This window comes from Streptosporangium sp. NPDC023825 (genome assembly GCF_040639575.1).
Classification (GTDB): Bacteria; Actinomycetota; Actinomycetes; order Streptosporangiales; family Streptosporangiaceae; genus Streptosporangium.
This window is the reverse complement of the sequence record NZ_JBFAAE010000001.1, coordinates 211,034-225,426: the sequence shown is the minus strand read 5'-3', so window position 1 is coordinate 225,426 and position 14,393 is coordinate 211,034. Positions and strand designations below refer to the sequence as shown.

The 14,393-nt window shown below is 73.3% G+C and carries 9 protein-coding genes; 6 read left to right on the top strand and 3 right to left on the bottom strand.

The genetic code is table 11. The annotated features are described in order from the left end of the window. Positions 1 to 92: 92 nt before the first annotated feature. Genes AB0G15_RS00955 through AB0G15_RS00930 form a run of 6 tightly spaced genes read left to right on the top strand, consistent with a single transcriptional unit; the run spans position 93 to position 10,735 of the window. Entirely contained in the window at positions 93 to 1,592 is a 1,500-nt protein-coding gene (locus tag AB0G15_RS00955) for a condensation domain-containing protein (protein ID WP_362834337.1), read from the top strand. Then, entirely contained in the window at positions 1,589 to 6,259 is a 4,671-nt protein-coding gene (locus AB0G15_RS00950; protein ID WP_362834336.1) for an amino acid adenylation domain-containing protein, read from the top strand. Before AB0G15_RS00955 ends, AB0G15_RS00950 begins: the two co-directional genes overlap by 4 nt. Then, positions 6,252 to 7,649 carry an MFS transporter gene (locus AB0G15_RS00945; protein ID WP_362834335.1) on the top strand — a complete coding sequence of 466 codons (1,398 nt, stop codon included), beginning with the start codon at positions 6,252 to 6,254 and terminating at the stop codon, positions 7,647 to 7,649. The genes AB0G15_RS00950 and AB0G15_RS00945 overlap by 8 nt, the downstream gene beginning before the upstream one ends. Further along, positions 7,627 to 8,664 carry a methyltransferase gene (locus AB0G15_RS00940; protein ID WP_362834334.1) on the top strand — a complete coding sequence of 346 codons (1,038 nt, stop codon included), beginning with the start codon at positions 7,627 to 7,629 and terminating at the stop codon, positions 8,662 to 8,664. The genes AB0G15_RS00945 and AB0G15_RS00940 overlap by 23 nt, the downstream gene beginning before the upstream one ends. After that, positions 8,661 to 10,037 (top strand): NAD(P)/FAD-dependent oxidoreductase, encoded by a 1,377-nt coding sequence (locus tag AB0G15_RS00935; RefSeq protein ID WP_362834333.1) that lies wholly within the window; start codon positions 8,661 to 8,663, stop codon positions 10,035 to 10,037. Before AB0G15_RS00940 ends, AB0G15_RS00935 begins: the two co-directional genes overlap by 4 nt. Continuing rightward, positions 10,031 to 10,735 (top strand): DUF6875 domain-containing protein, encoded by a 705-nt coding sequence (locus tag AB0G15_RS00930; RefSeq protein ID WP_362834332.1) that lies wholly within the window; start codon positions 10,031 to 10,033, stop codon positions 10,733 to 10,735. Before AB0G15_RS00935 ends, AB0G15_RS00930 begins: the two co-directional genes overlap by 7 nt. A gap of 174 nt (positions 10,736 to 10,909) precedes the next feature. On the opposite strand, the gene AB0G15_RS00925 is transcribed toward AB0G15_RS00930, so the two are convergent. The 3 genes from AB0G15_RS00925 to AB0G15_RS00915 all read right to left on the bottom strand — a co-directional run bounded on the left by AB0G15_RS00925 (position 10,910) and on the right by AB0G15_RS00915 (position 14,391). Beyond that, positions 10,910 to 12,364 (bottom strand): glycoside hydrolase family 3 N-terminal domain-containing protein, encoded by a 1,455-nt coding sequence (locus tag AB0G15_RS00925; protein WP_362834331.1) that lies wholly within the window; start codon positions 12,362 to 12,364, stop codon positions 10,910 to 10,912. Between the two features lie 123 nt (positions 12,365 to 12,487). After that, positions 12,488 to 13,381, bottom strand: a complete 894-nt coding sequence (locus tag AB0G15_RS00920; protein WP_362834330.1) for a carbohydrate ABC transporter permease — start codon at positions 13,379 to 13,381, stop codon at positions 12,488 to 12,490. Further along, positions 13,378 to 14,391 carry a sugar ABC transporter permease gene (locus AB0G15_RS00915; protein ID WP_362834329.1) on the bottom strand — a complete coding sequence of 338 codons (1,014 nt, stop codon included), beginning with the start codon at positions 14,389 to 14,391 and terminating at the stop codon, positions 13,378 to 13,380. The genes AB0G15_RS00920 and AB0G15_RS00915 overlap by 4 nt, the downstream gene beginning before the upstream one ends. Between the last annotated feature and the right edge of the window lie 2 nt (positions 14,392 to 14,393).

The following is a 14,393-nucleotide window of genomic DNA, read 5'->3' as shown; positions in this document are numbered from 1 at the left end:
TCCTAATAATTCTTTGTCAGGACCGCATGTCAGGGGCGACGCAGCCCCCGGCGCCTGCCCGAGGTGAGTCACCCACGAGGGAGACGGACAGGATGTCGCACGCCCCCTTCGACCTGCGGGGAATCCCGCTGGCGCTTCACCTGAACGGTCCCGTCGACGTTCCGGCGCTGCTGGGAGCGTGCGCCGCCGTGGCCGGCAGGCACCCGGTGCTCGGCCGCGTCAGGGTCACCCGCACGGAGTCGACCCCGGAGCGCTATCCCCGGGTCGCCACGGCCGAGGCCGCCCGCCCGTTCGACCTGGAGCGCGGCCCGCTCGCCCGGTTCACGCTGGTCACGATGGGTCCAGAGCGCGTCAGGCTGCTCTTCACGGCGCACGGACGGGTGTTCGACGCGGGCTCCAAGGACGTCCTGATCCGCGACCTGGCCGACGCCTACTTCGCGCGGGCCGCCCTGCCGGGGCCGGCGTCGCCGTCCTGCCCGGTGCCGCAGCCGTACGGGCCGTCACCGGGCCCGCCGTCCGGGCGGGCGGACCGGCCCGGCGGCTGCGGGGTGGACGGCTGGGTGTCCCCGGCACCGCCCGACGGCGCCGAGGAGTTCTGGAGGGAGCGTGACCGCGCGCCCGCGGAGCTGGTCCTGCCCGGCCTGCGCGCCGTCCCGCACGGCACCGGTCCCGGGGAGATCGTCGAGATGGTGCTCGGCGGCCCGGAGTCCGGGGCCCTCACCGAGGCCGCCGCGGTGCTCGGCGCCACCAGGTTCGAGCTGCTGCTGGCGGCCGTGGGCGTGCTGCTGCGACGGTACGGCACCTCCGCGTCGCCGCTCGCCCTCGACCTCGGCACCCGCACCCGCGAGACGCGCGACCGCATCGGGCCGTTCGTGGCACGGGTGCCGTTCGTCCCGCACCCCGAGCTCGACGAGGGGTTTCCCGGCCACCTGCGCACGGTCCGGGCCGAGCTGCGCGCCATGTACCGGTTCCGGCACGCGCCGCCGGATCCGCCCTCCTCGCCGGTCCTGCTCAGCTACCGCAGGAGGGCGGCCGTCCCGGAGTTCCCCGGTGTCGGGGCGGGTGTGGAGTGGACGGTCTTCAACGGGGCCGCCCACGGCGCGCTGCACATCCAGGCCGTGGACGCCGGCCCGAGCCTCACCCTCGGCCTCCGCTTCAACCCCGCCGCGATCGGCCACGACGACGTGTCCGGGATCGCGGGTCACCTGCGCGCGCTGCTGCGCGCCATCTCCGCGGAACCCCGCGCGAAGGTCGCGGATCTGGCGGAGCCACCCCACCCCACTCCCCATGAGGAGCCTTCCGTGACCGACCTGTTCGTCCCGGCCCCCGGCAACGTGACGGAACCCCCCGCCGAGGAGGATCCGGTCACCGCGCAGGTGCGGGAGATCTGGCAGGAGATCCTCCGCCTCGACGACATCGGGCCGGACGAGGACCTCTTCGACCTCGGCGGTCACTCGCTGACCATCACCCAGATCATCGCCAGGACCCGCCGCAGGCTCGGCGTGGAGATGTCCCTGGACGTCTTCTTCGACAACCCCACCATCGCCGGCGTCGCCGAGGAGGTCACGCGTCTGCGGGGCGAGGTCGCGTGAGCACGCTCTCGTACGCCCAGGAGCGCCTGTGGTTCCTGGACCGGCTCACTCCCGGGGACGGGACGTACAACATGGTCGTCTGCGAGCGGCTCATCGGGTCGCTCGACGCCGGCGCCCTGGAACGGGCGCTGGGCGAGGTCGTGGCCAGGCACGAGGCGCTGCGGACCGTCTTCCCCGAGGTCGGGGGCCTCCCGTCCGCGACGGTCCTGGATCCCGTGCCGCTGGTCATGGAGAGGCTCGACCTGACCGGCGAGCCGCCGTACGGGACGCCGGAGCGGGGGACGGACGACGGCCTGGACGGGCCATCGGGCGGTTCGCCGCCTGGTCCGCCGGACGGGACGCGACACGGTTCGCCGGACGGGACGCGGCGCGGTTCGTCGCCCGGTCCGCCGGACGGGGGTGCGGGGACTGCGCGGGAGCGGGCGCTGGAGGCGTTGCTCGCCGAGCGGAGCAACCGGCCGTTCGACCTGGTCAACGGGCCGCTGCTGAGGGCGACCCTGGTGCGTACCGGGTTCGACGAGCACGTCCTGCTGGTCGTCGTGCACCACATCGCCGGGGACGCCTGGTCGATCGAGCAGGTCATGTTCGGGGAGCTGGCGTCGCTGTACACGGCCTTCACCCTCGGGCTGCCGTCCCCCCTCCCGCCGCCCGCACGGCAGTACGCCGACTACGTGCGCGGGCAGCGCGAGCATCCGGTGGACGTCGCCGAAGTGGCGCGCGAGCTCGACGGCGTCCCGGTGCTGGAACTGCCCACCGACCGGCCGCGCCGGGCCGTGCGGACCACCGAGGGCGGCCTGGTGGTCCGCAGGATCCCGCTGGAGCTGTGGCGGGGGATCACCGGGCTGGCGCGGGCCGAGCGGTGCACGCCGTTCATGGCCGTGCTGGCCGCCTACCAGGTGCTGCTCTCCCGCTACACCGGTCAGGACGACTTCTGCGTCGGCACCCCCGTCGCGGGCCGCGCCGAGGAGGAGTTCGAGCAGGTCTTCGGCGTCTTCATCAACACCCTCGCCCTCCGCGCGGACCTGGCGGGCGACCCGACCTTCCGCGAGACGCTCAAGCGGGTGCGGCGGCGCGCCTTCACGATGTACGGTCACGCCTCGGTCCCGTTCGAGCACGTGGTGAGCGAGTTGCGCGTCGACCGCGACCCGGCCAGGACGCCGGTGTTCCAGACGATGCTGATGCTGGGCAACCCGGACGCCGGATCGCTCGACCTCGACGGCATCCGCACCGAGCCGGTGGCGTCGGGCCTGGCCGTGGCCAAGTTCGACCTCTCCCTGGACGTGATCGTCTATCCCGCGCACGTCCAGCTGATGTTCGCCTACGACACCGGCCTGTTCGACCGGTCCACGGTGGAGCGGATGGGCGCGCAGCTGGAGACGCTGTTCCGCTCGATCGTCTCCGACCCGGGCCGCCGCCTGTCGCGGCTGGAGATCCTGCCCGCCGCCGAGCGCGCGGTCGTGCTCGGCGGCGCAGCGGCGCCGGATCCGGGGGACGTGCTCTCGGAGGGTCCGGCCTGGGATCCGGGGGACGTGCTCTCGGACGGTCCGGTCCGGCCGGTTCGGTCCGTTCACGGGGCGGGGGAGTTCCTCGATCGCCTGATCGTCCGGCAGGCCGCCCGTACCCCCGGCGCCCCCGCCGTGATCACTCCCGGCGTTCCCGGCGAGGCGGGCGCCGTTCTCACGTACGGGGAACTCGACCGGGCCTCGGACGCCGTGGCCGACCGGCTCCGGCCGCTGCTGGAGCGGCCGGCGGGTTCCGGTGCCACCGAGGGCGGGGAGGCGCTGGTCGCGCTGGCGCTCGCCGCCGGGCCCGAGGCGATCGTGGCGTTGCTGGGCGTCCTCAAGGCGGGCGCCGCCTACCTGCCGCTCGATCCGGCACAGCCCGCCGAGCGCCTGGCGTACCTGCTGGCCGACTCCGGCGCGCGTGCGGTGATCGCGGACGGGGCGGAGCTCGCCGGGTTCACCGGGCCGGTCGTCAGCCGGGCCGACCTGGCTCGCTGGACGGACGGCGGCTCCACCGGAGGGGCGGCGGCGCCCGAGCCCGGCCTGGGGCATCCCGGCCTCGAGAGCCCGCGTGCCGACGACACGACGGTCGAGAGGCTCGAGGGTCCGCGTGCCGACGACGACACGACGGCCGAGAAGGTGGCGGCGCGCGAGCCCGCGCCGGGGCACCTCGACCGGGCCGCCTACGTGATCTACACCTCCGGATCCACCGGGCGCCCCAAGGGGGTCGTCGTCGGTCACCGCACGCTGTCCCACCTGGCCCGGTCGTTCAGGGACCTGCACGGGTTCGGGCCGGGGGAGCGGGTGCTGACGGTCCCGCCGCTCAGCTTCGACGCCTCGGCGGGGGACGTCTTCCCCGCCCTGATCAGCGGCGCCGCGCTGGTGCTGCACCCCGCTCCCGCCACGCTGACCGGTCCCGCCCTCGCCGCCCTGTGCGCGGAGCACTCGATCACCATGGTCGACACCGCCTCGGCGCTGTGGCAGCAGTGGGTCGAGGAACTGGACGAGATCACCGCCCCGATCACCACGATGATGGTCGGCGGCGAGGGCGTCCCGGTGGAGCGCCTGCGCGCCTGGGCCGCGCTGACCGGCGGCCGGGTCGCGTTCCACAACCACTACGGCCCGACCGAGGCGACCGTCTGCGCCGCCTCGTACCGCACGATCGACGGCGCCGAGCTGGGCACGGCCACGCATCTGCCGATCGGCACCGCGCTGCCGCACACCCGCGTCTACGTGCTCGACCGCCACGGCAACCCGGCCCCGATCGGGGTGCCGGGCGAGATCCACATCGGCGGCGAGTGCCTGGCACGCGGCTACCTGGGCCGTCCCGGGCGGACCGCCGGGAGCTTCCTGCCCGACCCGTTCTCGCCCCGGCCGGGGGCGAGGATGTACGCCACGGGCGACCTGGGCAGATACCGGCCCGACGGGAACCTGGAGTTCCTGGGGCGCACCGACCGGCAGGTGAAGATTCACGGCAACCGGATCGAGCCGGGAGAGGTCGAGGCGGCCTGCCTGGCCCACCCCGGCGTCCGAGAGGCCGTGGTCACCGCCGACACCCGGCGGCTCGTCGCCTACCTGGTGGGGGACCGGCTCACCGTCGCCGAGCTGCGCGCCTTCCTGTCCGGACGGCTTCCCGGCTACATGCTGCCCGGCGCGGTCGTCACGCTGCCCGCGCTCCCGCTGACCTCGCACGGCAAGGTCGACCTGCGGGCGCTGCCCGAGCCGGACGCGGACGGCGAGGCCCCGCCGTACGAGCCGCCGCGGGAGGGGACCGAGCGGGTCATCGCCGGGATCTGGGCCGACGTGCTCAAGGTGGCTCCCGGTCGCGGGGACAACTTCTTCGACCTGGGCGGGCACTCGCTGCTGGCGCCGCAGATCGTCTCCAGGATCGCCGCGGAGCTGGGGGTGCCGGTCCCGATGACCGCGCTCTTCGCCGCGACCGACCTGGCGGGGCTGGCCGCCGCGGTGGACGAGCGGATCGGCCTCCCCGCTCCCGGGGCGTGGACCCCGGCCGCCGTGGGCCTGTACGCGGAGGCGGTGCTGCCCGGCGACATCGCGTACACCGGGGCGCCGGTCCCCGAGGGGCCGCCGCGCCGGGTGCTGCTCACCGGCGCCACCGGCTTCCTCGGCGCGTACCTGCTCGCCGGGCTGCTGGGCACCACCGGGGCCGAGGTCCACTGCCTGGTCAGGGGCGACGGCGCGGCCGGGCGGCTGCGTGACAACCTCGACCGGTACGGGCTCTGGGACGAGCGCTTCGACGGCAGGATCGTCCCGCACGCCGGGGACCTCGGCCTGCCGGGACTCGGCCTGCCCGCCGGGGAGTTCGCGGAGCTGGCGGACTCGGCCGACCTGATCCTGCACAACGGGGCCCTGGTCAACTTCGCGCTGCCCTACCGGCGGCTGCGCCGGGCGAACGTGGACGCCGTCCTGGAGGTCCTGCGGCTGGCCGCGTCCGGCCGCGTCACCACCCCCGTCCACCTCGTCTCGACGCTCGGCGTGCACCTGACCCCCGGGGAGCGCACGGTCAGGGAGGACGACCCGCTGCCCGATCCCGGCCCCCTGCACCTGGGCTACGACCAGAGCAAGTGGGTCGCCGACCGGCTCGCGGACGCCGCCAGGAAGAGGGGGCTGCCGGTCGCGATCCACCGTCCGGCCAGGGTCTCCGCCGACAGCCGCACCGGCCGGTCGGCGCCCGGCGACTTCCTGGGCCGCCTCTTCGCGACCTGCGCCCGCCTCGGCGCGGTCCCCGAGGGGGAACGGATCGACATGGCCCCGGTCGACCACGTCGCCTCGGCGATCGTGCACCTGGCGACGAGCCGGGCCACCGGTGACTTCCACTACCACAACCCGCGCGTGCTGACCTCGGAGGAACTCGCCGAGGGACTGCGCGAGCACGGCCTGCCGGTACGGCTCATGCCGGGCGTCCGATGGCGGCGGCTGGTCCGCGACCGGCTGGAGCTCGGCGACGACCTGCCGATCGCTCCCTACCCGGCGTTCTTCGCCGAGTACGGCACGCTGCCCGGCCCGTCCTTCGACTGCTCGGCCACCGAGGAGATCCTCGCCGCCGCCGGGCTGGTCTGCCCTCCGGCGGACGGGAAGCTGCTCGACCTCTATCTCGGTGACCACATCGTCACCGGAGTCCTCCCGGGAGACAACCGTGCATGACGGGATACGCCGGTTCGTCGTCATCTGGGCGGCGCAACTGCTGTCGATCATCGGGTCGAGCCTGACGGGGTTCGTGCTGGGCGTCTGGGTCTACCAGCGCAACGGCTCGGCCACCGAGTTCGTGCTGATCATGCTGTGCGCGGTGCTGCCCGAGGTGCTGCTCTCCCCGCTCGCCGGGTCGCTGGCCGACAGGTGGGACCGCAGGCGGATGCTGATGGTCGCCGACGCCGGGGCCGCCGCGGTCACCGGCGCCCTCGCGCTGCTGCTCGTCCTCGGCTCGCCGGAGGTATGGCACGTCTACGTGATCACGGTGGCCGGGGCCGTGTTCGGGACCTTCCACATGGCCGCGTACCACGCGATGATGCCGCTGATCATGCCGCAGCGGCACCTGGGCAGGGCCAACGGCCTGATGCAGGTCGCGGACTCGGTGAAGATCGCGGCTCCGCTGCTGGCGGGAACGCTCCTGGTCACGGTCGGCGTCACCGGCGTGGTCGTGATCGACCTGGTCACCTTCCTGGTCACCCGGGTGGTCATGTTCGCCGTACGGCTGCCGCGCGAGGTCACCCGCCCCGGGGCCGCGGCCGCGCCGGAGCCGCTGCGCGGGGACCTGCTGTTCGGCTGGCGCCACCTGCGGGCCAGGCGCGGGCTGTTCCAGCTGGTCGTGGTGCTGGCCGCGTACAACCTGTTCTTCGGGATGTCCGGGGTGCTGGTCCAGCCGCTGATCCTGTCGTTCGGGTCGGCCGCGGTGCTGGGGGCGCTGATGTTCGCGGGCGGCGCGGGGGTCTTCGCCGGAGGGCTGGTGCTGAGCGCGTGGGGCGGGCCGAGGCGGCGGGTGCGCGGCGTCGCGGTGTTCGTCGCGCTGGGAGGGGCGCTGCTCGCCCTGCACAGCCTCGCGCCCTCGCCCTGGCTGATCGCGGTGGTGGCGCCCGCCTTCCTGTTCACGCTGCCGTTCGTGCAGGGCACCGGGATGACCGTGCTGCAGGTCAAGACCGACCCCGCGGCGCTGGGCCGGGTGCTCAGCACGGTCCGCGCGCTCACCCAGACCGCCACGGTGCTCACCTACCTGGCCGCGGGGCCGCTGGCCGACCGGGTCTTCGAGCCGATGCTCGCCCCCGGCGGGGCGCTCTCCGGCACCCTCGGCGCCGTGATCGGCACGGGCGAGGGGCGCGGCATCGCGGCGATCTTCCTGATCACCGGCCTGTGCCTGGTGCTGCTCGCACCGCTCGCCTACCTCCAGCCGCGCCTGCGGAAGGTGGAGTCCGAACTGCCCGACGCCGAGGACGTGCACGCCCCTGCGGAACCCGCCGCGGGACGCGGTGAGGCCGGCCCGGGAACCGATGTCGCGCACGTCGCGCAAGGAGACAGCGATGCCGCTCTATCTCGACCCTGAGGAACTCCGCGGGGCGCCGGGTCCCCATGTCGACCTGATCGGCGCGATGGCGTTCCGGGCGGCGGGGGCCGCCCAGCGCCTGGGGGTCTTCGAGGCGCTCATGCCCGGCCCGCTGCCCGTGACGGAGCTGGCTGCCAGGACGGGCACCGACCCGGCCGGGCTCGCCGTGCTGCTGGAGGCGCTCGCCTCCCTCGGCTACCTCGACCGGGCGCCGGGCGGGGTGTACGGCAACAGCCCGATGGCCGCGGGCACCCTGGACCGGCGGAGCCCGTGGAGCTACGCCCCCGCGCTGGCCTTCTGGCAGGACGTGCTGGCCGAGCTCTGGGACGGCCTGGAGGAGTCGGTGCGCACCGGCGCGCCCCAGGCCGACTTCTACGCCTGGCTGGAGGAACGGCCAGGGACGCTGGCGGAGTTCCAGAGCATGCTCGACGGGATGGCCGCCGGGCTCGCCCCGCTGGTCGCCGCGGCCGCGCCCCACCCCGGGGAGCGCCTGCTCGACGTCGGCGGCGGGCACGCCCGCTACACCGTCGCGTTCTGCCGGGCGCACCCCGGGCTCACCGCGACGATCGTCGACCTGCCGAACGCCCTGGAGGGCGGCCGGGCCAGGATCGAGGCGGCCGGGCTGGGCGACCGCGTCACCGCCCTCCCCGGCGACCTGTCCGGCCCCGCCGCCGACCTCGGCACCGGGTACGACACCGCGTTGCTGTTCAACCTCTGTCACGGGTTCGACAAGGCGGGCAACCGCGCGCTGTTCAGGAGGGTGGCGGGCGCGCTGCGCCCCGGCGGCGCGGTGGTCGTGCTGGAGACCTTCGCCGACCTGCCCGAGGGCACGCCCCCGATGGCCGAGGCGTTCGTCCGCGCCTTCGGCCTCAACCTCGCCACCACCCAGGGCGGCGGGATCCACTCCTTCGCCGACATCGCCGCCTGGCTGTCCGGCGCCGGATTCGGCCGGATCGAGCGGCGGCACGTCGACGGCCCCAACGAACTGCTCGTCGCCCGCCTGGAGACCACATGAAGATCACCGTCATCGGAGCGGGTCCCGCGGGGACCCTCCTCGCCTGCTACCTGGCCAGGCGCGGCTTCCGGGTGGAGGTCTACGAGCGGCGGGCCGACCCCCGGCTGCTCGACGAGGACGAGAGCAGGTCGATCAACCTCGGGCTGTCGGCCAGGGGCATCGCGGCGCTCACCGACATCGGCCTGATGGACACCCTGTGGCCGCTCACCGTCCCGATGCGCGGCCGGGCCATCCACCTGCCCGGCGGCGCGGTGCCGTTCCAGCCCTACGGCGCGCACGAGGGGGAGATCCTCCACTCGGTCCTGCGCCGCGACCTGATCACCACGCTCGTCGACCACGCCGAGGCCCAGCCGGGGGTGACCTTCCACTTCCGGCACCGGCTGGCCGGCCTGGACCGCGAGACGGCCGCCGCGCGCCTCGTCCACGAGGAGACCGGGGTGGCGAGCACCGTCGCGGGCGACGCGGTGATCGGCGCGGACGGCGCGTTCTCGCAGGTGCGGGCGCACATGCACCACGGGCTGCGGGCCGAGCACCGCCAGGAGATCCTGGAGTGGGGCTACAAGGAACTCACCATCCCCGCCGCCGGCGACGGGTCGGCCAGGACCAGGCTGGAGGCCCTGCACGTCTGGCCCGGCGAGGACGCCCTCATCGTCGCCCACCCCAACCGCGACAACTCGCTCACCGGCACGCTCTTCCTGCCCGTCGAGCGGTTCGGTGAGATCACCGATCCCGGGGAGTTCCTCGGGGAACGCTTCCCGGACACGCCCGACCTGATGCCCCACCTGGCCAAGGAGTACGCCGAGCACCCGGTGGGGCACCTGGTGTCGATCCGCACCTCGCCCTGGCACCACCGCGGCCGGGTGGCGCTCATCGGCGACGCCTGCCACGCCGTCTACCCCTTCTACGGCCAGGGCATGAACTCGGCGCTCGAGGACTGCACGGTCCTCGACCGCTGCGTGGGCGACCACCCCGGAGACCTCGGGGCCGCCTTCGCCGAGTACCAGCGGCTGCGCAAACCGCACACCGACGTGCTCGACGAGCTCTCCAAGCAGAACTTCGTGGAGCTGCGCGACCGGCTCCGCTCCCCGCTGCACCTGCTGCGCAAGAAGGCGGACCTGCTGCTCGCCCGGGCGTTCCCCGGCCGGTGGGTCCCGCTCTACACGATGATCTCCCACACCACCGTCCCGTACGCGGACGCGCTCGCCCGCGCCCGGCGGCAGGACACGTTCCTGCGCGGGGCGGGGGCGGCGGTGGCCGTCGCCGGGCTGCTCGCCGCCGTTCCGTCTGTCGCACGTCTCGTACGCCTCTCGCATTTCGCACGTCGCGCACGTCTCGCACAGCGAAACACCCGGAAGGGCGAACCACCATGCTGACCGATCCCGCAGACCCTTCTCGCGTCCTCCTGGAGACCGCCGATCTGGCCGGTGACCACGATCTGGTCCTGCGCCACCGCACCCCGCTCAGGGAGATCGTCACCTGGGCACGAGAGTATCTCTGCCGCCCCCACGAGGAACTGGGCAGGAAGGGGCCCGTCTGCCCGTACGCCCAGACCGCGCTGGACCGCGGCACCTTCTACCTGGCGGTCCGCCCCGGGCGGCCCGGCGGGCCCGAGGCGGCCGAGACCCTCGCCGGCTACCGCGACTGGTTCCCGAGGCTGCCCGCCACGCCGGGAGTGTCCGCGCAGTACCGGACGATCCTGGTGCTCTTCCCCGACCTGCCGGACTCCGAGGCCGCCGCGGTGATCGACCACGCCCAGGAGGCGCTCAAGTCGCGATACGTCTCCGAAGGGCTGATGATCGGGGAGTTCTACCCCGGCCCGCCGCCCAAGGCGGGGCTGTGGAACCCCGCCTTCCTGCCGCTGGGCAGCCCGGTCCCGCTGCTGGCGATCCGGCACATGGTCGCCACCGACTTCCCGTTCCTGCGCGACGACCCCGCGCAGGTCGCGGCGTACCTGGAACGTTTCGGCGACCGCCCGCCGGCCGCCCTCAGGGCGGAGATCCGGGCCGTCGCCGGCCGCTACGGCCTGGTGCCCGCGAACACGTCCTGCGCGCCGTCCCTGACAGCGTCCTGACCGTCCTGGCCGTCCTGACCGTCCTGGCCGTTCTCGGCGTTCCGGCGAGAAAACGAGCGACGGCACGGCCCGCCCCCGCGGTTCTCGCGGGAGCGGGCCGTGCCGTCGCCGGTACGTCCCGCCGGCCCGGTGTCTCCGGGCGGCGGGACGGGCCGTGGGGTGTGGCCGGTGCCGTCAGACGCCGAGGAGCTCGGCGGCGGCCTGGGCGTTGGCGCGGGCGGCGCCGTAGGTGGCCAGGTAGGTGACGCCCTCCGGGCGCCAGATCGGCAGGCCCATCTCGACCACCGTGGCGTCGGGGCGGGCGGCCAGCAGCGCGGAGACCACCGACTGGCTGGCCTCGTAGCGGTGGGCGTCCTTGACGACGACGATCAGGGACCGGCCCGAGGCACGTTCCAGGATGTCCGCCACGTCGGCCGCCTCCGGCTTGACCCGCAGCACCTCCGCCTGCGGCAGCAGCGGCGTGAAGCCCCACGGCACGTCGCCGACCGCGATGGTCGGCGGGGTGTCCACCTCGACCACCAGCGGGTCGACCAGGGGAGACGCCGAGCCGGTGAGGCTGACCGCGCGGCGGGCGGCGGTGAGGCCGATCACGTCCCGCTCGGCCTCACCGGTGCGGGGCGTGCCGAACCAGCCGCGCAGGGCGGCGACCCGCTCGGCCGCCGCCTCCAGGCGGGCCGCGGGAAGCCGTCCGTCGTGGACGGCCGCGACGATCTCGTCCACGATGCGGCGGACGTCGTCCTCGGTGGGGATCGGGCCGAGGCAGAGCAGGTCGGCCCCGGCGGCGAGGGAGAGCACCGAACCCCCGGCGAGACCGTACGCGGCGGTGACGGCCTTCATGTCGAGGGCGTCGGTGACGATCACACCCTCGTAGCCCATCTCGCCGCGGAGCAGGCCGGTCAGGGCGGCGGGGGAGAGTGTCGCGGGAAGCGTCCCGGTGACGGCGGGCACGCGGACGTGCGCGGTCATGACGGACCTGGTCCCGGCGTCGATCGCGGCACGGAAGGGCACCAGCTCGCGCTCGCGCAGCAGCTCCACGGAGGCGTCGACGAGCGGGACCTCCAGGTGGGAGTCCTGTCGGGTCGCGCCGTGGCCGGGGAAGTGCTTGACGCAGGCGGCCACTCCCGCCGACTGCAGGCCGTGGACCGCGGCGACGGTGTGCCGGGCGACGAGCGCGCTCTCCGCCCCGAACGAGCGGGTGCCGATCACCGGGTTGTCCGCGGCGGTGTTGACGTCCGCGGAGGGGGCCATGTCCAGGTTGACGCCGCAGCGGGCCAGGTCGTCACCGATGGACCGGTAGACCCGCCGGGTGAGCTCGACGTCGTCCACGGCGCCGAGGGCGGCGTTGCCGGGGTACGGGCTGCCGACGTGGTAGGCGAGCCGGGTGACGTCACCCCCCTCCTCGTCCAGCGATATGACCGGATCGGCGGCCTCGCGCAGCCGGGAGGTGAGAGCGGACAGCTGTGCGGCGTCGGCGACGTTGAAACCGAAGAGGGTGACGCCGCCGAGACCGTTCTCCAGCTCCCGCAGGACCCACTCGGGTGCCTCGGTGCCCTGGAACGCGGCGAGCAGCGTGCCGGCCGCGAGACGACGCAGCCCCTGATCGCCGCGATCCGCGATGAACTCAGACATGGCGGTAGGTGTTCCTTACCTGAGATGTAGGGGGGTGTCGGACATGGATGTAAGCAAGCAAAACAGAGCAGGGCTGGTACGGCCCGCGCCTTGTGGGTGCGTGCCGTACCAGCACCGATGGGATCAGCCCTTGACGGCACCCGCGACGAGTCCGGAGACCATCCGCCGCTGCACCAGAAGGAAGAAGACGATGACCGGGATGGTCATCAAGGTGGAGGCGGCCATGATGGCGCCCCAGTCGACCGACCGCTGGCTGACGAAGTAGCGCAGCGCCACGGGCATGGTGTAGTTGCCCTGGTCGCCGATGAGCGTCAGCGCGAACACGAACTCGTTCCACGCGGTGATGAACGAGAAGATGCTGGTCGCCACCAGCCCGGGGGCCACCAGCGGGAAGAGCACCTTCCAGAAGGTGGCGAACCGGCTGGCGCCGTCGATCCAGGCGGCCTCCTCCAGCTCCTTGGGCACCGCCGCGACGAAGGTGCGCAGCATCCAGATGGCGAACGGCAGCGTCATGGCGACGTTCACCACGACGAGGCCGAGCAACTGGTCGTACAACCCGGCCCGCCTGACCATCATGAACAGCGGGATGAGCAGCGCCTCGCCGGGGACCATCTGCACGATGAGCAGCAGGATCAGGAACGAGGTGCGCCCGCGGAACCGGAAGCGGGCCACCGCGGTCGCCGCCAGCAGGGAGAACACCGCGCCGATGAGCACGGTGCCGACGGCCACGACGGAGCTGTTGAGCAGATACTGCCAGATGGAGTGGCCCGCGACGCCCTCGGTGAAGACCCGCTTCACGTGTTCGAGCGTGGGGTCGGTGGGGAACGGGATGAAGTCCGTCGTGAAGATCTGCTCGCTGCTCTTGAAAGCCGTGGTCACCATCCAGTAGACGGGGAACACCGCGAACAGGAACACCACGACGGCGGTGGTGTTCAGGCCGATCCGGCCGAGCCGCCTGCGCGTTTTGGGATTTCCCCGAGGGGTCTTTCGCGGGGCCCGCGTGTCGTAAGTGGTCATCGCACGTCCTCCGTCTTCACGATCTGGCGGACGTAGAAGAAGGTGATGACGAGCAGGATCAGCGTCAGCACCACCGCGATGGCCGCGCCCATGCCCATCTTGGGCGGTGCGCTGAAGGCCTGGGTGAAGGCGAACAGCGACAGGTTGAACGCCTCCCGGTTGGACGTACCGCCCGCCAGCACGAACAGCTGGGTGAAGACCTTGAAGTCCCAGATCACCGAGAGCACCGTCAGCACCGCGAAGACCGGCTTCAGCAGCGGGAAGGTGATCTTCCAGAAGATCCGCCACGCGGAGGCGCCGTCCACCCTGGCCGCCTCGTACAGCTCCTGGGAGATGCTCTTCAGCCCCGCCAGGATCGAGACGGCGATGAACGGGAACGACGCCCAGACCACCGCGATGATCAGCACGACGTAGATGGTGAACGCGTCGTTCAGCCACGGCTCGCCGGTCCAGTCGGAACGGCCGAACAGCAGGGAGGAGAACCAGTCGGGCAGCGCGTTCAGCAGCCAGTTGATGACGCCCGACTCCGCGTCGAACAGCCAGCGCCAGATGATCGCGGTGGCGATCTGCGGGGTGGCCCAGGCGGCCATGATGCCGACGATGAGGAAGGTCGACATCTTCTTGCCCAGCTTGTGCAGGAGCAGGCCGACCAGCGTGCCGAGGATCAGGGTGGCCGCCACCGTGACGACGGCGAAGACGACGGTGTTGCGCAGCGACGTCCAGAACAGCTCTGACTCGACCAGCTTCTGGTAGTTCTCGAAGCCGACGGACTCGGCCGGCACTCCCCGGATCTGCCGCAGTCCCACGTTCTGGAAGGACATGACGACCATCTGGTACAGCGGGTAGAGCAGCAGGCCGGCGATGACGAGCAGGCCGGGGACGAGCAGCGCGTAGGGGACGACCCAGGCGGGCAGCCCGCCTGACCTGCGCGGGGGCGTGGCGCCTCGGGGCCCCCGCGCCGGGACGGAGGGGGTGCCCCCGTCCCGGGCGATGGTTGAGGTGTTCGCCATGG

What these genes read in the sequence shown, in the direction of transcription:
- AB0G15_RS00955 (WP_362834337.1), top strand. Translation starts at nt 93, where the DNA reads ATGTCGCACGCCCCCTTCGACCTGCGGGGAATCCCGCTGGCGCTTCAC.
- AB0G15_RS00915 (WP_362834329.1), bottom strand. Translation starts at nt 14,391, where the DNA reads ATGGCGAACACCTCAACCATCGCCCGGGACGGGGGCACCCCCTCCGTC.
- AB0G15_RS00935 (WP_362834333.1), top strand. Translation starts at nt 8,661, where the DNA reads ATGAAGATCACCGTCATCGGAGCGGGTCCCGCGGGGACCCTCCTCGCC.
- AB0G15_RS00940 (WP_362834334.1), top strand. Translation starts at nt 7,627, where the DNA reads ATGCCGCTCTATCTCGACCCTGAGGAACTCCGCGGGGCGCCGGGTCCC.
- AB0G15_RS00930 (WP_362834332.1), top strand. Translation starts at nt 10,031, where the DNA reads ATGCTGACCGATCCCGCAGACCCTTCTCGCGTCCTCCTGGAGACCGCC.
- AB0G15_RS00925 (WP_362834331.1), bottom strand. Translation starts at nt 12,364, where the DNA reads ATGTCTGAGTTCATCGCGGATCGCGGCGATCAGGGGCTGCGTCGTCTC.
- AB0G15_RS00920 (WP_362834330.1), bottom strand. Translation starts at nt 13,381, where the DNA reads ATGACCACTTACGACACGCGGGCCCCGCGAAAGACCCCTCGGGGAAAT.